The sequence below is a fragment of the Streptomyces yerevanensis genome, from assembly GCF_000716805.1.
Classification (GTDB): Bacteria; Actinomycetota; Actinomycetes; order Streptomycetales; family Streptomycetaceae; genus Streptomyces; species Streptomyces flaveus.
In genome coordinates this window covers 147,736-164,882 of record NZ_JNWJ01000001.1, presented here as the reverse complement: position 1 = coordinate 164,882, position 17,147 = coordinate 147,736, and the positions used below count along the sequence as shown (strand labels likewise).

The following is a 17,147-nucleotide window of genomic DNA, read 5'->3' as shown; positions in this document are numbered from 1 at the left end:
CGACCCCCCTGCATGTGTGCACGTCTGTACGTCCGAGGAGAGAACCAGCCGATGTCAGACAGCTCCACCCTGCCGCCGGTGCGGCTGACGTCCGAAGCGGAGCTCGCGCGGGACGCGCTCGCCACACCGCTGCTCTCCCGTGCCGTACGCCTCGCCCGCTGGGCCGGTCCGGACACCCGGGTCGGAGCCGGTGGCGAACTCGTCGAGGAGCAACTGCCGGGCGCCGCCGCGGAACTCGGCCTCGAAGGGGAGGACGCCGCCGCCTTCGCGAGCGAGGCCTGGCGGGTGGCCGTGGACACCGGGCTCGTCGAGATCGTGGACGAGGAGGAGGGGACGGTCGCCAAGGGCGCCGAACTGGCACTCGTCACCTCGGGTGCGCCGGCCGACGTGCTGGGCCTGTGGCTCGGCGCCCTGGACACGGTGCTCGCCGACGCGAGCGTGCCCGACCTCGACGACCTCATGACCGCCATGGACGCGGACGGCGAGATCGACTTCGCCGCCCTGGACTGGGACCCGGACGCGGAGGCCGACTTCCTCGACGGCGTGCTCGGCAACCTCTACCTGCTGACCGTCAGCGAGGAAGGACCCGGCGACAGCCCGGTGCCGCTGCCCGCGCTCGCCGCCTCGATGGTCGTACCGGACGACATGGCGGAACCCACGAACGACGTCCTGGAGCAGGTGTCGGACGCGATGATGCGGCTCGACGACCAGTTCCGGCTCCTGGAACCGGCCGGTCTCGTCGACTTCCAGCCCGTCGACGAGACGCTGATGACCGACCCCGACGAGGAGCCCGCCACGCCGTCCGACGAGACGGACATCTCGCGGTACGGAATGGTGCGCCTCACCCCGCTCGGCCTCTACGGCATCCGGACCCGGCTCCGGGAGGGCGGGCTCTCCGCCCCGGCGGTCGGTGACCTCGCCGACAAGGGCGCGGACGCCCTGCTCGACGGCACCTCCACCTTCCCGCCCGCAGCAGCACAGGCCGAGACCGAGCAGTGGCTCGCCCGGCGCGAACCCCTCGCCGCCGCACGGGAGTTGCTCGCCGCCGCCCGCGGCTCCGACCCGGGCGCACCGCTGCGGCGGCTGCTCTGCCAGCAGGCCCTGTCGCTCGTCGGTACGGAGGCCTCGGGGGCCCTGCGCGAAGTGCTCGACGACCCCGAGCTGGGCGGGCTCGCCCGGGTGTGGCTCACCGAGCGAGGCGTCCCGGACGTGCCCGCACCCTCCGAGGACCTGGTCTTCTGGCTGACCGTCGACACGATCGCCGCGCAGCTGGCGGCGGAGGGCAACTCCGAGGAACTCCAGGCCCTGGTGCAGGGACTCGCGGCCCAGCACAGCAACTTCTTCGACGCCGCCTGGCGCGTCGACCACCCGGCCACGCCGGACGTCCTGGAGGCCATGGGACGGCTCCACCCGGACAAGAAGGTCGCCAAGGAGGCCCGTAAGGCGGCGTTCAAGGCGCGGTCGCAGCAAGGGGGTTGAGCGGCTGTCAGGGGGTGGGTTCAGGGGACTCATGAGCCCCCTGTGACTGCCTCTGCTCGGTCTCGTCCCGCGCCCCGGCCTGAGTCTCGCTCTGCGCCTCGGCCTGGGTCTCGACCGCTTCGGCCTGTGTCTCGTCCTGCGCCTCGCCGTCGCCCATCGGAAGCACGCGTACGGGTACGCCCTCGAGCTCGTCCGGAATCACGTCCTCGGGCCGGAGGCTGTCGCCGGCCACCTCGTGGGTGACGAAGACGACGATCACGTCCTCGCCCGAGCTCTCGTCCTGTCCGATGCCGACCCCGGTCACATGAGCCAGCCTCATCAGCCGGTCCTCGTGAAGGCGGCGCGCCTTACGTGCGTCCACTGCGGCTCGCCTCCCACGGGGCGTGCGGATGGTTGCTGTCTATTTTACGGAGATTCTTCCGATCATTCGTTCGCAAACCAGGATTCCTGGGCCGTATGGGTGGCGCCTTGGCCCGCGATTGTCGGTCCGCGTTCAACCGGCGTTCAGTCACAAGCGGAACGGTGTGGCAGAGGTCGGTAACCGGCCACCCTCCACGGTCCCACTCCACCGTCACAGGAGAACAGACAGCATGTCGCTCACTCGTAGGGACTTCGCCAGACGGTCCGCGATCACCGGCGCCGGTGTCGCCCTGGTCGGCAGCGTCGGCGCCTTCGCCACCGCGCCCGGCGCCCTCGCGGCCCAGGACACCGAGACCATGGGGGACGACGCGGAAGCGGGAGACGCCGCGGAACGCCCGGGCGGCGGCGTCGGCTACGGCCCGCTCCTCCCCGACCCCGAGGGCATCCTCGCGCTGCCCGCCGGATTCTCGTACCGCGTCCTCACCTACAGCGGCAAGACAAAGCTGGAGTCCGGCGAGACCACGCCGTCCAACCACGACGGCACGGCCGCCTTCCCGGGCCCCCGCGGCACGACCCTCCTCGTCAACAACCACGAGCTCAAGGGCCCGCGCGCCAACTGGGACCACCCGGTGCCCCTCACCAAGGGCCTCGTCTACGACCCGGCCGCGTCCGGCGGCTGCACGGTCGTCGAGGTGCGCCCCGGCGGCCAGGTCGCCGAGTGGGTCGGTATCGCCGGCACCTCCACCAACTGTGCGGGCGGCAGCACCCCTTGGGGCACATGGCTCACCTGCGAGGAGAACTCCGACCGGGCCGGCCAGAACGGCATGACCAAGGACCACGGCTACGTCTTCGAGGTCGATCCCATCGACCGCCGCGCCAACCGCGACCCCAAGCCCCTGAAGTTCTTCGGCCGTTACGACCACGAGGCCGTCGTCATCGACCCCAAGCGAGGCCACGCCTACCTCACCGAGGACGACGACGAGCCCAACGGCCTCTTCTTCCGCTGGGTCCCGCCGAAGGGATTCACCTACGGCCGCGGCAAGTTCCGCACCCTCGCCGACGACGCCGGCGTCCTGCAGGCCCCCAAGTGCTATGACTCCGGCGGCCGTTACGTGGACGACCTGTCCCGCGCCACGAAGATCGGCACCGTGTACGGCGTCGACTGGGTCGACGTACCCGACCGCGACGCCAAGACGGTCGCGGTGCGCAAGCAGTTCGACGAGGGCGAGGTCACCCGCGCCCGCAAGCTCGAAGGCATGTGGTGGGGCGACGGCGGCGCATACATCGTCTCCTCGTACGCCCGTGACGAGAGCCCCGTCCAGCACGACGGCCAGGTCTGGTTCTACGACCCCAAGCGCCGCACGCTGACCCTCAAGGTCCTCCTCGGCGTGAACCCCGACCCCTCCAAGGACGGAGCCTTCGACGGCCCCGACAACATCACCGTCTCCCCTTACGGCGGCATCGTCCTCGCCGAGGACGGCGAGGGCGTCTCGCACCTCTTCGGCGCGACGGACAGCGGCCGCACGTACCCCATCGCCCGCAACGACCTGAACGTCGGCACCGAAGAAGAGCCGGAATACAGCGAGTTCGCCGGCGTCACCTTCTCCCCTGACGGCAAGACCCTGTACGCCAACATCCAGGACCCGGGGATTCTGCTCGCGATCACCGGACCCTGGAAGCGCCAGAAGCGCGTCTGATTAATTCATTGGCCCGGCCCGCGGTACGCCTCCTACAGTGATGCATGTCCAGGTGCGAAGGCAGGACCTACTTCCACTGATAATGGGGCGGCCGCGGGTTCGAGTCCCGCCACCGGTACAACGCGCCGGTGTAGCTCAGGGGTTAGAGCACCTACGTCGGTTCCGCCGGCCTTGAACTCTGGACACCACAATTTCATGCATGTCACGCACCTCCCGGTGCGCAGGCTGCGGCTACTTCTCTTCCAAAGAATCCACGCCGCCGCCGACTTGATCTCGGGAGGCGCAGCAAATGGTGTGTGCCCGGTGCGCAGGCAACGGTTACTTCTGGGATCAGAGGGTTGCGGGTTCGAGTCCCGTCATCCGGCTTCGGTCGGTATAGCTCAATCGGCAGAGCATCTGACTGTTCCGTCGCCGACTCCTGACCTCGGGCACATTCCATTTGTTGCGCCTCCCCCCTGGAAAATCAATGAATTCGGGGGAATTCACCATGGCGCGTTTCAACACCAAGTCCACCAAGGCACAGCCCACTTCTCGCGTGACGTCGACCGGGCGCGTTCTGCGTACCCACCAGGGCGGCCGGGGCCAGGAGCGTGACGCACGCTCCGAGCTCTTTCTCCTCTCGATCGCCAACTTCGTTGCGCAGCAGACCTTTTACGAGAGCGGCGAGGCCCGCGACGACCGGTTCGCCCAGCTCGTACGCCGGCTCGCCGTCGAGGACCCGGAGTGGACCGCGGGCCTGCTCGGCTGGCTGCGCGGTGAGGGCAACCTCCGTACGGCCTCGATCGTCGGCGCCGCCGAGTACGTGAAGGCGCGTCTCGACGCCGGTGCCACGGACGGCCCGTCCAACCGACAGGTCATCGACTCCGTGCTGCGCCGCCCCGACGAGCCCGGCGAGCTGCTCGCGTACTGGACTTCGCGGTACGGCCGAGCCATCCCGAAGCCGGTGAAGCGTGGCGTCGCCGATGCCGTACGCCGCCTCTACAGCGCCAAGTCGCTCCTGAAGTACGACACGGCGTCCAAGGGCTACCGGTTCGGTGACATCCTGAACCTGGTGCACGCCGCGCCGGACCCTCAGAAGCCGTGGCAGGGCGACCTGTTCCAGTACGCCCTCGACCGCCGGCACAACCCGGACACGGCAGTGGTGCCCAAGTCGCTGCCCGTGCTGGCGGCCCACCGTGACCTGATGGCACTGCGGCCCGCCAAGCGGCGCAGGGTCGTGACCGGTTCGGGCGGCGCGCAGCGTCTCGCGGACGCGGGCATCACCTGGGAGGCGCTGGCCGGCTGGCTCCAGGGCCCGATGGACAAGGCGGCCTGGGAGGCCGTGATCCCGTCCATGGGCGCGATGGCACTGGTCCGCAACCTGCGGAACTTCGACGAGGCGGGCGTCTCGGACGAGGTGGCAGCTCGGGTCGCCGCGAAGATCAGCGACCCGGCGGAGGTGGCGCGCTCGCGGCAGTTCCCGTTCCGCTACCTCGCCGCGTACCAGTACGCGCCGTCGCTGCGTTGGTCGTACCCGCTGGAGCAGGCACTCGGCCACTCGCTGGCCAACGTGCCCGCACTGCCGGGTCGCACGCTGGTGCTCGTCGACCGCTCGGGCTCGATGTTCTACTCGCGCCTTTCCGACCGCTCGGAGCTCAACCGGGCGGACGCCGCGGCGATCTTCGGCACGGCGCTCGCGCTGCGGGCGGCGGACGCGGATCTCGTCGAGTTCGGTACGAGCAGCAATCGGGTGCGGTTCCGCAAGGGCGAGTCCGTACTGAAGGTGCTCGACCGCTTCGGCGACCTCGGCGGCACCAACACCACCGAGGCGGTGCGCAAGCACTACAAGAAGCACGACCGCGTACTGATCGTCACGGACGAGCAGGCCATGTACAGCAACTACGGGGACCCGACCGAGCAGGTACCGGCGAACGTGCCGGTCTACACCTGGAACCTTGCCGGATACCAGGCGGGCCATGGCCCGTCCGGTAAGGGGAACAGGCACACGTTCGGCGGCCTGTCGGACGCGGCTTTCCGGATGGTTCCGCTGCTGGAGGGGGCGCGGGACGCCGATTGGCCTTGGGTGGCCTGAGGAGCGGTAAGGCGTGTGGCCCGCACTTCGGTGCGGGCCACACGCTTGTGTGGGTTGGCATGGGCAGGGTGATTTCCAGTCAACTTCTGACCCAAGCTGCCTTCTCGGCCCCCGATGTCTTCACAACAGGCACACAGTTACTACCTAGTATCGGCACGGATTTGTGCCTGCCTGATCGCGTGCTGTCGTGGGCGTTTTCGCGCCATGCCACTCCTGACTCCGAAGTCAACTCCTGTTCCGGACCGCTGGCCTTGTGGCTATGGTGATCGCCGCGCGCCGCTGGTGGACCATGACCGCTCCGCCGTGGCGCACTCACACCAACCGGCGGCCGGGGGAACAGCGTCGCCACGGGGAGGGACACCACCCACTGCTTCGGTCTCCGTACCGGGGCGGCGGGCTGAGCTTCACTCATCGCCTCTATCTCCTCGGACGGGCACCCCCGCCTGCCTTCCTTCGCGATGAATGGATGCTCTGTTGCGCCCTGGAACGGGGTTCGTCATACCCAGAACACGAAGATCCGGATTCCTCACATCCGTCATCACGGGTGTCCTGGCCCTGGCCGTGGTGTTCGGCCTGGCCGTCCGTCCGGATCTGCTCGACCGACTCGCCGGAGCGGGGGCCGCTGCGGCGGGCGACTCCTACGACTGGCACGAGGACACTGCCGCCGAGCAGTTGCGGCAGGACCAGTGCCTGATGGCCGACGTCCTGCGCCTGGGCGGCCCGTCCATGGCCACGACCGCGCAGGACGGCCTCAACCAGACCCCGGACAAGCTCCACACTCTGGCCGACCGGCAGCACTGGCAGAACACTCCGCTCGCCCAGGCGTACCAGAAGGACCGGGACGCGGCAGGCAAGGAACTCAACGCCCTTCACGCTCTCCGCAACGGATGGCAGAAGCCCCTCGACGGTCTGACGACCCCGGCCGGCTTCACCGACGCTTCCTTTCAACGGCCTCCGGGCTCGTCGGGCGACGGCAAGGACGACTTCTACGGCCAGACGGGTCTGAGCCAGTGGACCGCCGACCGGTTCTGGAAGAACGACAGCGACTTCTACGAGGACTCCACCCCCAAGGCGGACGCGAGGACCCTGAAGGCCGTTGATGACTTGGGCACTCCCCTCTACGGGACGGACCCGGACACGGATCTTCCCCCGGTCGAATGGAACCGTGCGCTCGCCGAGCGGTCGGCGTTCAAGTGGCTGCACGGGTCCCCGGGAGAGAACGCGGGTGCGGACAACGCCCGCATTTTCCTCACTTCCGGGGGATTCCCCCGCACCGCCCCGCAGCCGGACACGGCGGAGTACCGCATCGCGGTCGAGGAGTTGAAGTCCCGGTTCGCGTCGTGTGCATGGCGTGACCCGATCGACCCGAGCAAGGTGCTGGGCGACATCTCCACCACCGCCGCCACCGAGTGGTAGCGGGAGATCACCTCTCAGGCCGCGCAGCGCAACCAGATCCTGAACGCGAACAAGGACGCCACCAAGTCCCTGGCCACCGGCGCCAAGGCGCTCGGGGACCTGTTGGGCCACTCATGGACCGCCGACCACCTCGCCCGCTGGCAGGACTACTGGTCCTCGGGTGGGTCGGCGACGCGCCTGCGGTGATCGAGGTACACGCGGCGCGGGGCAAGTGCCTCGACGTCCAGAGCAGCGGAACGGCCAGCGGTACACCGGTCCAGCTGTTCACCTGCAACGGCACGGCAGCGCAGAAGTGGCAGGTCTACGGCGACGACAAGGGCCTGCACCTGCAGAACGTCAACTCTCTGAAGTGCATCGACGTGTCCAACAACGACCCGACGAACGGCACGAAGATCCAGATCTGGACGTGCAACAGCTCTCCGGCGCAGACGTGGGAGTACAACCTGCGCGCGACGACGAGCCTGAAGAACGTCGGCACGGGCAAGTGCCTGGACCTGAACGAGCTCACCAACGGCCAGAACTCGTGGCTGTGGGCGTGCAACGGCACCGGCCCGCAGCAGTTCGACATCAAGCCGTCCGGCAACAAGGGCACCGTTCCGCCGAAGGCGCAGTTCGACAAGGCCAAGACGGGCATCGCAGGCGCGCAGGCAGCGGCGAAGAAGCAACTCACCACCCTCAAGGCGCAGGCCGCCGCAGCGAAGAAGTCCGCCACGGACACGAGCACCGCCGAGCAGGCCGCCTACACCATCGCGGACAACAACGGCGCTCCTCGGGGCCGTGGTCTGCTGGTCGGCCAGCAGAAGGCGCAGGTCACCCAGGGCGCGTCGGCCGCCCTTGAGGCGATGGTGAAGGCCGGCGAAACCGCTGAGGCCGCCACCCGCGCCTCCGGCGGCGACAGCCAGACCATCGCGCAGCGAGCATTGGCTCAGGCCGCGCAGGTCAAGGCGGAGTTCCGCAAGAAAGCAGCGCACACGGCCGAGTTGCAGGCGAAGGCCGCTGCCGACGCCGCGAAGGTGCACCGCGACAACGCGAAGAAGGACAAGGAGACCGCCGAGGCCAAGCTCGCCGAGACGCTGAAGGCCGAAGGTGATGCGAAGGCGGCTGCCGCCGACGCGCACGCCAAGCGACTCGCGGCGGAAGCCGAGGAGAAGACGGCGAAGGCGGAGAAGGCGACCGCCGCGGCCAAGCAGGCCGAGGCAGCCAAGCACAGACAGAACGCCGAGACCGAAGCGACGAAGGCGAAGGACGCCAAGGCCAAGGCCGAAACCGCTGAGAGCACCGCGGTCGAGAAGAAGAACGATGCGGTCAAGGCCCGCGACAACGCGAAGGCCAAGCGGGACGACGCCTGGGACGCGGAGCAGAAGGCCGACGCCGCCCGGGCCAAGGCGGATGCGAAGGGTGCCTACGCCGATTCCTTGGAGGCCGGCGAGGCAGCAGACGCAGCCCGCACCGCTGCCAATCAGGCGGACAAGCACGCGGACGATGCCGAGACCGCCGCTACGAAGGCCCGTTCCGAGGCCGACGCCGCGACGAAGGCGGCAGCGGACGCGGACGCCGCAGCCACCCGCGCCGAGGCGGCGGCGAAGCGAGCCCGTGCCCACGCCGACGGCGCCCAGGCCGCGAAACTGAAGGCCGACGCCGCGGTGAAGACCGCGACCAGCGCCGCGGCGGACGCCATCGCGGCCGCGAAGCACGCCGCTGCTGAGGCGAAGACGGCCGTCAAGCTGGCCGACGAAGCGGAGCAGAAAGCCAAAACCGCCAAGGGACATGCGGGCGAGGCGAAGAAGGAGGTCGCCAAGGCTCTGGCGGCATCGGCGAAGGCCGCGGGCTTCGCCCATGTCACCGCACAGGCCGCCGTGGACGCCGGCAACGCCGCCGCACAGGTCGCCAAACCGGCGAACGACGCGATCCAGCTCGGCTCCCCGTACGTCACCACGGACTCGGCCGCGAGCCTGGTGGTGCTGACGGGGCAGGCGTCGAAGACGATCGCCGACCAGCAGAAGGCCGTTGCCGACGCCCACGCCAAGAACGCACAGGAAGAAGCCGCCGCCGCAAAGGCCCTCGCCCAGGCGACGCAGGGCGAAGCCAAGGCCGCCTACCAGCACGCCGCCAACGCCGCCGCGCACGCGTCGAACGCACGCACCTACGCGAAGGAGGCCCTCGGCTTCGCGGCCGACGCAGCCACGGCCGCGTCCAAGGCCAGCGCCTCACTGGCCCGAACGGTCGAATACGACCGCCAGGCCACGGAAGACGCAGCCGCCGCGGACAAGGCCGCAGGCCGCGCCGAAGGCCATGCCAAGGACGCCCGCGACTCGGCCGACCAGGCAGCACTCGACGCCTCCGCCGCCCGCACGGCCGCCTCGGAGGCCGAACAGGCCGCCAAGGACGCCCGGGCAGCGGCCGACCGCGCCGACGTCGCCGCGACCGAAGCCGAACAGGCGGCCAAGGACGCGGAGAAGTACGCCAAGGAGGCGCAGGAAGCAGCCGAGCGCGCCGAAGCGAAGGAGAACGCGCAACAGATCACCACGGGGACCGTTGTCGACGAGGCCGGTGTCGCCATCGGCAACATGTTCTACGTCGTCGACCAGATCGAGAAGATCGGCGATCCGGAGGTGATCAAGAAGGACAACTGCAACCCGATCATCCACACCGGCGACTGCAAGATCACCGCGAAGATCCGGTTCAAAGCGGTCCTCGACCTGTACATGTGCACCGCTGAGGACCTGGATCCTTCGCAGTACAGGTGCCCCGCCGGTGCGACGGTGTACCTCGGCGAACACCCGACGAAGGAACTGTCCACCGAGGTCACCGACACCATCTCGATGGTGGAGTTCAACCAGGGCATCGACCCGGTGGACATCCTCTTCGGACACTGGATCAAGTGCGTCCAGAAGATCGCCCCCGGTGGTGCGGACGGCAGCTGGGGCGGATGTGCCTGGGCGGCTGTGGACGTCGCGACCCTGTTCGCGGGCAAGATCCTCAGGCCCATCGCCGACGCCGTAAAGGCACTGGACGCCTCCATCAAGACCGGCATCGGCTTCGCCGACGCGTGGAAGGCCCTGCGCTCTCTCGGGCTGAGTGAGGCGGCGGTTGCTGGAATCGCCACCAAGGTGATCAGGGAACTGGGCGACTCGTGCAAGAAGACGGCCCGCACCGCCTCCTTCGCAGCGCGCGCCACCAGCGCCGAGCCTGGTTGCTGGGTCGAACTCGGAGGCCCCGGCAGGTGGTATGCCGAAAACGAGGGGATGGACGCCTCTGCCGCCGCCTATCAGCGGGTGGTCACCAACGGAGTTCCGGAGGGCTTTGTGTACAAAGTACCCGCACCGGCCGAGAAGAGTGGTTTCGTCAAGTTCGACGGTTACCAGAACGGAACGCTCATCGACGCCAAGTTCCTCCACTACCCGGACAACTTCGTCGACGCGGCCACCGGCAAGCTCAGGTTTCCCACGAGGGAAACCAGCACGATGCAGAAGCAGGTCAAGGCGGCCGATGGCGTCCCCGTCGTCTGGTACGTGGACAACGAGAGGACCGCGACCGCTCTGCGTCACTGGGCGGTTGACAACAAGGTCGACGGAATCGACATCGTGTTCAAGCCCGCCCCGATCGTAGGGTGAACTACCGCAAGCCATTGAAGGGAGTGCCGTGAGTTACGGCCTAGGGATCTACAGATTCGTGGACGGTGAACTCAGTCCGCCGGACATGGACCTGGTGCGAGCCGTTCTGGCTCCTTACGATGCCGCGCCTGAGAAGGCGACAGCGGACGACACGGATTTTTGGATCCGGGCGGCGGATGGCGGCGAGGCCGACCTGTCCGTCTTCGACAACATCATCGGGGTCGACCGCCCGGCTCTGGGCGAGATCCGTGGCGTCATCGCCGAGCTCGCGGACCGGCTCGGCGCGGGGATTCTCACGCCGCGCGGCACGATCCTGTGTCGTGAGGACAGCCGAGGCCACCTTCCCGAGGGCCTGGAGAAAGACGCTGTGTTCGTCTCCGAGATCACCCGGGAGGCACTCGAAGCCGTCGAAGCCGGAACCACGCGGCCAGCCGAGAGTCCCTGACAGGGCATGTCCGTGGCCCGCACTCCCTCTCCACCTCGGAGAGGCAGAGGGCGGGAGCGGATCGCAAACCACGCATGCCTCTCCGGCTCGACTATCGGCCCGCACCCTGATGCCACGGGTGTGCGGGCCGATGTCGTTCGTCGTCGTTGGATCAACTGACAAACGGCGGCGACACCTTCGGTTCGCTCGCCCTTGAAGAATGCTGGCAAGCCCTGAGTGTGTAGCGGTAATCCAGTTAGAGGGGGCGCACACCCGATGTGCGCCCCGCGGTGTCCGCCGCACCGGAACAGCAGACCAACTGCACAGAGACGAGGGTGAGTTGCCTGAACGCGGCTTCGACTACCGCAAAGCGCCCGAGGACGTCATTACTGGTGAATGGATGCGTGGGACGCGTGCATGGACGAGGCGTTTTAAAGGTGGATGTGCCAGTCGGTCGGCGGGCCCTGCGGCCGGACCTGTGTGTTGGTCCCGCGCGTGAGCACTTCTCCCCGTCATGTTCACTCATTGTTCGTTTGAGCATCTGGAGGACATTCTCCGCCAGTGTGTTCACGGTTTTTGCGCGAGGGGTCATGGGCCCGCGATTCGCATACGTCGTGTGGTGTGCGCGTCTGTGCGGGGCTGTCCCGACGATCGCCTCACCTGGCGGAAAGACCACCTCCGCCTACGGCCTCATGGACGCGCGCATTCTGGGGAAGTCTTGAGTTACGACGTATTCGTGTGCCGATTTATGAACGGTCAATCGGAGCCTCTGGACCGGACTGTGATGAACGAGGTCCTCGATCCCTTGTGATGGCACGGGACCCGGAACATGGTTTCCTCCAGCTCACGGCAGGCGACGGAGGGCAGGCGGACGTCTACACCGACACCAACATCATGATCAGCCATTTCGGTGTGGGCGAGATCATGGATGTCATCGCGGAACTACTGAACTGAGCGGCAACCGTGTGGGGGTTGCGCCTCCGAATTGGCCGCCGCCCTCAAGGAGGGTACGCCAGTCACCTGGTCGGTCCCCTATTACACGGGCATCGAAAGTGCGGCAAAGCAACTTCTGGCCAAGTACGTCAAGCAGGCTGGCGGCGGGCGCTCGGCGTCTTCCCTGGCAGTTCAACAGCAGGAAGGGACGTGAGAGACGCATGAACGAGCATGGATTCGATCTGCCGTCAAAAGCCCAGCCGGATGTCATCGCCCGGCGAAACGCACTGGCTGATGAAGCCTGCCAGGCTCTGGCCCAGGCCGGGATTCCCGTCTACCGAGTCGGCCTCGGAGGCGAGTCCGAAGGCAGGCCTGGAGCGGAGGTTCATGTGGACCCTCTGGCCGACGGCGGGGTGCTGGTGGAATGGAGCACGGGGGCAGAGCTGACAACTGCCGCTCTGAACATTCCGCCGGGCGAACTTGATCCTTCGAATCTGCCCTACGCGATTCGCCATTACGAAACCGTCCATACCTGTATGCGGGCCGCCCTTCTGGGAATCCTCGCCTCGGCGCGGTTCCACGTCGAAGAAGCAGATGGGCACACCTACGGGACTGCGGTTCACGTATGGGGCTTCCAGCCCTGATCCCACCCGTCAGGCCTCGTCGGCGCCGAGCCGTACAGCGTCGACGGGGCCTGCGCACCTACTAGGAATGCGAGATGGAAGCCGTCGGACAACGCCTTGAGCCGGATCAGGCGGTGATCGAGTGCCGGGTCGCCGAGCCGCGTTCACCGATCAGCGGCCAGCACTGCCGCGAGGCCCTCTTGCAGATCTTTGACGAAATACTCGGGAACCTCCAGCGACGGGAAATGTCCCCCGATTTCGGGCGCCCTCCATCGGACGATCTGCCGGTACCGCTCCTGTGCCCAGGGGCGCGGACACTTCTCGATGTCGCGGGGATACATAGTGATTGCTGACGGGACGTCGACCCGAAGTTCGGGGTCCAGTGAGTTGTGGCTTTCGTAGTAAATGCGGGCCGACGATGCGCCGGTCCGCGTCAGCCAATACAGGGTGACGTCGTCAAGAACGCGGTCCATGGAAATCGTCTCGAACGGGCTGTCTTCGGTGTCTGACCACTCGGCGAACTTGTCAAGGATCCAGGCAAGAAGCCCGACCGGTGAGTCGACGAGCGAGTAGCCGATGGTCTGCGGTCGGGTCGCCTGCTGCTTCGCGTACGCCGCGCGGTGGCGCCAGAAATCGCGGGTTTCCTCGGCCCACTTGCGCTCGACCGCCGTCAGCCCGTCCGTTGTCAACCCGGGCGGTCCCTCCGCGAACGTTGTGTGGATGCCGAGAACGTGCGCCGGGAACCTGCCGCCGAGAACCGTGGTGATATTGCCTCCCCAGTCACCGCCGTGGGCTGCGAACTTGCCGTAGCCGAGCCTTTCCATCAGTTCCACCCATGCGGCCGCGATCTTTTCGGTTCCCCACCCGGTGGTGGCCGGCTTGTCGCTGTAACCAAAGCCTGGTAGCGACGGGACCACGACGTGGAACGCAGGCGTGTCTGCATCTTTCGGATCTGCCAGCTCGTCCACTACATCGATGAACCGAGCAATGCTGTCTGGCCAGCCGTGCGTCAAGACCAGAGGAGTGGCATCCGCGCGTGCGGATCGGCGGTGCAGGAAGTGGATTCCCAGATCATCAATGGTCGTGCGGAACTGGCCGATGCGGTTGAGGCGCTCTTCGAACGACCGCCAGTCGTACCCGGTGCGCCAGTAGTCCACGACCTCGACGAGGTCGGCGAGAGGGACGCCCTGTTCCCATCGGCGAGGGCCGGGCGCGGCGCGATAGACCGTCTCGGCCTCCGGTAGTCGCGCCGCGGCCAGCCGCGCGCGCAGATCGTCGAGGTCAGCGCCAGTTGCGGGGGCTTCAAATGCTTGCACGTCGCTGGTTGGACGGGGCATGAGACCTCCTGGCCATCGTGGAACCGGCTACGACCCATCGCGAACCGGCTAAGACGGTTCTAGCAGTTCTCCGGGCCACGCTGCAACCGGCTAAGGTGGTTCCATGCGTGCTGCGTTCCCTGACTTCCGCCTCGGCAATGTGCTGGCGACCAGCTTCACGGGGACTCTGTCGGAGCGTCATGGCGACGCCGTGGAGCGCATTCCCACGCCGCAGCGACTCGTCGACTGGCTGGCAGTGAACGGCCTCGCCGTGGACTCCTGCACCACCGCCCAGCTCGAACTCGCTCGGGAGCTGAGGGAGTCGATTCACGCCGCCGCAACAGCGGCCGCGATCCAGGGCGCTCTCCCTGCGTCCGCTGTCCAAGTCATCAATGACTGCAGCGCTCAGGGCCGGGCCGCGGCGATCCTGACGCCCGACGGTAAGCGGCAATGGCGGCTCAGCTCGGCTTCCTGCGTGGAAGATGCCCTCGGCGTGATCGCCGCCGACGCGATCAGCATCATCGCAGGCGAACGAGACGGAAAATTGGCCTTGTGCGCATCACCAACCTGCCAAGCCGCCTTCTTCGACACCAGCCAAAGTCGCACCCGCAAATGGTGCGACATGAACACGTGCGGGAATCGTCAGAAGAAAGCGCGCTTCAATGCCAACCAGCGCAAAAACCCCAGATCAGCGGAGTGATCGTTACCTCGGTACATCCAAGTGGGCCCCACGCCTGCGACACATCTGTCGCGTTGGGTGCACCCCAACGGCACCACTAAGAGCCATCCGTCGCCTTCGACGTGGCACCAAGAGTTCATGGCTGTGCATCGCTGCGGAGCGTGAACCAGACGGTCTTGCCGATGCCGCCGGTACGAGGTTCCGCGCCCCAGTCGTCCGCCAGTGTCGCCACCAGGGGCAGGCCGCGGCCGGACTCGTCGTCCGGGGCCGCCTCGCGGAGCGTCGGGAGGGTGTCGTTCGCGTCCGTTACGGACACGCAGAGGTGGCCGGCGGCCAGGACGCAGCGGGTTCGGATTTCGCGGCCGGGGGAGACCTTCGCGTGGCGGTACGCGTTTGTCATCAGCTCGCTGAGCAGGAGTACGGCTGTTTCCGTCAGCTCGTTCGGGAGCTTCCAGGCGGTGGCCTGTTCGCGGAGGAGGGTGCGGGCCCGGCCGACGCTGCGGGCGTGGCGGGGTAGGTGCCATTCGACGTCTTGGGTGTCCTCGAGGGCTTCGGCGTCGTCGCGGTCCTGGGGCATGTGTGTGCTGTTCCTTGCGTGTGGTTCTCCGTCATTCGCTGTGATCAGGCTGGTGGTTGGTGCGTAGTCTCGGGGAGTGTCGGTGTGGGTACACAGCGTGGCTGTACACGGTGTGGTGGATGGGAGGCGGGTGGGTGCGTGGCTTCCGGGGAGTCGCAGCAGGCGCAGCAGAACTGGCGGTACTGCGGTGGGCAGATCAAGTTGTGGCGGGAGGAGGCGGGGGTCAGTCGGCAGGAGTTGGCGGGGGAGGCCGGGTACGACTACGAGTACGTCAAGTCGATGGAGTGCGGGAGGCGTCGGCCGACACTGAGGTTGTTGCAGGTTGCGGATCAACTGTGTGGGGCGCGGGGGAAGTTGGTGGCCGCGCACGAGTTTCTGAAGCCTGAGCCGTTTCCTCAGCGGACGCAGCAGTACGTGCTGGTGGAGGCCGAGGCGATCACGGTGCAGTGGTACGAGACGATGCTGATCCCGGGGCTGCTGCAGACCGAGGAGTACGCACGGGAGTTGATCGGCAACGACTGTCCGCCGCTGGACGAGGAGACCATTGAGGAAAGGGTGGCGGCCCGGCTGAAACGGCAGGAGAAGCTGACCGGCAAGCCGCTGGCGCACTTCACCTTCGTGATGCATGAGGCAGCGTTGCGGGCGGTGGTCGGCGACCAGGCTGTGATGCGGAGGCAGCTTGAGTATCTGCTGAAGGTGGGCGAACTACGCAATGTGACACTGCAGGTCTTGCCGTTCGCGCTTGCCCCAACGGTTGCGCTCAGTGGCGCGCTCATTCTTGTGGAGACCGTCGAGCATGACGTGTACGCCCACGTGGAAGCGCAAGAAACAGGGGCGCTCTACGCCGACGGCGACAAGATCAGCGCACTCGCGCAACGCTATGGCATGATCCGCTCGCAGGCGCTTAACGTTGAGGAGTCTGCCCGGTTCATGAGGAAGTTGGCGGAGGAGCTATGAGCGCCGAGCTGTCGTGGTTCAAGTCCAGCTACAGCGATTCTTCAGGCGGCGCCTGCCTCGAAGTCGCCTACACCTGGCGCAAGTCCAGCTATAGCGACTCTCAGGGCGGCGAATGCCTCGAAGTAGCCGCGTGCCCCCACACCATCCACATCCGAGACTCGAAGTTCGGCCCCGGAAGCCCCCGCTTCACCGTCCCCGCCGACGCCTGGACCCCCTTCGTCACGTACGCCTCCCGCGAGGCCTGAGCCCCCTAAACCTCGAGCCCCAAGGCTGTGGCCCGCACCTCAGTGCGGGCCACAGCCTTGTGCGCGGCGGAGATTGACATCTAACATTTCAGTTGTGGACGCCATAGGGCCCGTACCCCGCACCCTGCTCAGGGACCGGGCATACGAAGCGATCAGGGACGCCATCGTGGCCGGGGACATCGAACCGGGCGCGGCGGTGCGCGACGCCGATCTCGCCGAGCGGCTCGGGCTGTCACGGGCGCCCGTGCGTGAGGCCTTCTCGCGGCTCGTCGACGAGGGGCTGCTGGAGAGCAAGCCGCAGAGCTACACGCGGGTGACCCCTGTCGTGGCCTCCGATGTACGGGACGCGGCGGCCGTCGTCGGGGCCATGCACGAACTGGCCGCGCGGGTCGCCGTGCCCCGGCTGTTCGCCGCGGACGTCGAGATGATGCGTTCGGCCAACGAGCGGTTCGCGGCCGCTGTTCACGCGGGCGACGTGGACACCGCCCTGCGTGCCGACGACGAACTGCACGACGTGCTCGTACGCGTCAGTGGCAACCGCGCGGCCGCCGCCACCATCGCCCGCTACACCCCGCTCATCCGCCGACTGGAGCGACGGCGCTTCGGTGAGGGCGGCAACTGCCGTTCGGCCGGGCTGCACGAGCAGCTCATCGAGGCCTGCGCGGCCGGTGACGTGGACGAGGCGGTCCGTGTCACCGCGGAGATCTGGCGAGGGCTCGAAGGCCTCGCCGACGGCGACTGATCCTGGGAGGATCC

General features: G+C 67.5%; 13 protein-coding genes and 1 pseudogene. 11 read left to right on the top strand and 3 right to left on the bottom strand.

Annotated features, from left to right (window positions below):
* Positions 1-51 precede the first annotated feature (51 nt).
* Entirely contained in the window at positions 52-1,479 is a 1,428-nt protein-coding gene (locus OP79_RS00770; RefSeq protein WP_033317880.1) for a hypothetical protein, read from the top strand.
* 7 nt (positions 1,480-1,486) lie between these two features.
* On the opposite strand, the gene OP79_RS56360 is transcribed toward OP79_RS00770, so the two are convergent.
* Entirely contained in the window at positions 1,487-1,840 is a 354-nt protein-coding gene (locus tag OP79_RS56360) for a hypothetical protein (protein ID WP_211270709.1), read from the bottom strand.
* Positions 1,841-2,069: 229 nt separating this feature from the next.
* Between OP79_RS56360 and OP79_RS00760 the strand changes: the two genes are divergently transcribed.
* The 6 genes and pseudogenes from OP79_RS00760 (at position 2,070) to OP79_RS51235 (ending at position 12,638) form a co-directional block, all read left to right on the top strand.
* Positions 2,070-3,536 carry an alkaline phosphatase PhoX gene (locus OP79_RS00760; protein WP_033317879.1) on the top strand — a complete coding sequence of 489 codons (1,467 nt, stop codon included), beginning with the start codon at positions 2,070-2,072 and terminating at the stop codon, positions 3,534-3,536.
* 487 nt (positions 3,537-4,023) lie between these two features.
* Positions 4,024-5,607 (top strand): TROVE domain-containing protein, encoded by a 1,584-nt coding sequence (locus OP79_RS00755; RefSeq protein WP_033317878.1) that lies wholly within the window; start codon positions 4,024-4,026, stop codon positions 5,605-5,607.
* Between the two features lie 462 nt (positions 5,608-6,069).
* Positions 6,070-10,637: pseudogene (locus OP79_RS00745) on the top strand (RICIN domain-containing protein).
* 28 nt (positions 10,638-10,665) lie between these two features.
* The gene (locus tag OP79_RS00740; protein WP_033317875.1) at positions 10,666-11,082 is read left to right on the top strand and encodes a hypothetical protein; all 417 of its coding nucleotides are present in this window, start codon (positions 10,666-10,668) and stop codon (positions 11,080-11,082) included.
* A gap of 789 nt (positions 11,083-11,871) precedes the next feature.
* A complete protein-coding gene (locus OP79_RS55125) occupies positions 11,872-12,015 on the top strand; it encodes a hypothetical protein (protein ID WP_157857258.1) in 144 nt (47 codons plus the stop codon).
* Between the two features lie 200 nt (positions 12,016-12,215).
* Positions 12,216-12,638, top strand: a complete 423-nt coding sequence (locus tag OP79_RS51235; protein WP_078491540.1) for a hypothetical protein — start codon at positions 12,216-12,218, stop codon at positions 12,636-12,638.
* A 143-nt stretch (positions 12,639-12,781) separates the two neighbouring features.
* Here the strand turns inward: OP79_RS51235 and OP79_RS00730 are convergent, their stop codons facing one another.
* A complete protein-coding gene (locus tag OP79_RS00730) occupies positions 12,782-13,954 on the bottom strand; it encodes an epoxide hydrolase family protein (protein ID WP_033317873.1) in 1,173 nt (390 codons plus the stop codon).
* A gap of 103 nt (positions 13,955-14,057) precedes the next feature.
* On the opposite strand from OP79_RS00730, the gene OP79_RS00725 reads away from it, so the two are divergent.
* On the top strand, positions 14,058-14,633 hold the full coding sequence (locus tag OP79_RS00725) for a CGNR zinc finger domain-containing protein (protein WP_033317872.1): 576 nt from the start codon (positions 14,058-14,060) through the stop codon (positions 14,631-14,633).
* Positions 14,634-14,748: 115 nt separating this feature from the next.
* Here the strand turns inward: OP79_RS00725 and OP79_RS00720 are convergent, their stop codons facing one another.
* A complete protein-coding gene (locus OP79_RS00720) occupies positions 14,749-15,189 on the bottom strand; it encodes an ATP-binding protein (RefSeq protein ID WP_051744285.1) in 441 nt (146 codons plus the stop codon).
* Positions 15,190-15,327: 138 nt separating this feature from the next.
* Here OP79_RS00720 and OP79_RS00715 point away from each other — a divergent pair, with 138 nt between their 5' ends.
* The 3 genes from OP79_RS00715 to OP79_RS00705 all read left to right on the top strand — a co-directional run bounded on the left by OP79_RS00715 (position 15,328) and on the right by OP79_RS00705 (position 17,133).
* Positions 15,328-16,146 carry a helix-turn-helix domain-containing protein gene (locus OP79_RS00715; RefSeq protein ID WP_033317871.1) on the top strand — a complete coding sequence of 273 codons (819 nt, stop codon included), beginning with the start codon at positions 15,328-15,330 and terminating at the stop codon, positions 16,144-16,146.
* Entirely contained in the window at positions 16,143-16,391 is a 249-nt protein-coding gene (locus tag OP79_RS00710; protein ID WP_033317870.1) for a DUF397 domain-containing protein, read from the top strand. Before OP79_RS00715 ends, OP79_RS00710 begins: the two co-directional genes overlap by 4 nt.
* Positions 16,392-16,485: 94 nt before the next feature.
* Positions 16,486-17,133, top strand: a complete 648-nt coding sequence (locus tag OP79_RS00705) for a GntR family transcriptional regulator (RefSeq protein WP_033317869.1) — start codon at positions 16,486-16,488, stop codon at positions 17,131-17,133.
* Positions 17,134-17,147 lie beyond the last annotated feature (14 nt).

Coding starts and splice junctions, on each gene's coding strand:
- OP79_RS00755 (WP_033317878.1), top strand. CDS start 4,024: ATGGCGCGTTTCAACACCAAGTCCACCAAGGCACAGCCCACTTCTCGC.
- OP79_RS00720 (WP_051744285.1), bottom strand. CDS start 15,189: ATGCCCCAGGACCGCGACGACGCCGAAGCCCTCGAGGACACCCAAGAC.
- OP79_RS00760 (WP_033317879.1), top strand. CDS start 2,070: ATGTCGCTCACTCGTAGGGACTTCGCCAGACGGTCCGCGATCACCGGC.
- OP79_RS51235 (WP_078491540.1), top strand. CDS start 12,216: ATGAACGAGCATGGATTCGATCTGCCGTCAAAAGCCCAGCCGGATGTC.
- OP79_RS00730 (WP_033317873.1), bottom strand. CDS start 13,954: ATGCCCCGTCCAACCAGCGACGTGCAAGCATTTGAAGCCCCCGCAACT.
- OP79_RS00710 (WP_033317870.1), top strand. CDS start 16,143: ATGAGCGCCGAGCTGTCGTGGTTCAAGTCCAGCTACAGCGATTCTTCA.
- OP79_RS00770 (WP_033317880.1), top strand. CDS start 52: ATGTCAGACAGCTCCACCCTGCCGCCGGTGCGGCTGACGTCCGAAGCG.
- OP79_RS55125 (WP_157857258.1), top strand. CDS start 11,872: ATGGCACGGGACCCGGAACATGGTTTCCTCCAGCTCACGGCAGGCGAC.
- OP79_RS00725 (WP_033317872.1), top strand. CDS start 14,058: ATGCGTGCTGCGTTCCCTGACTTCCGCCTCGGCAATGTGCTGGCGACC.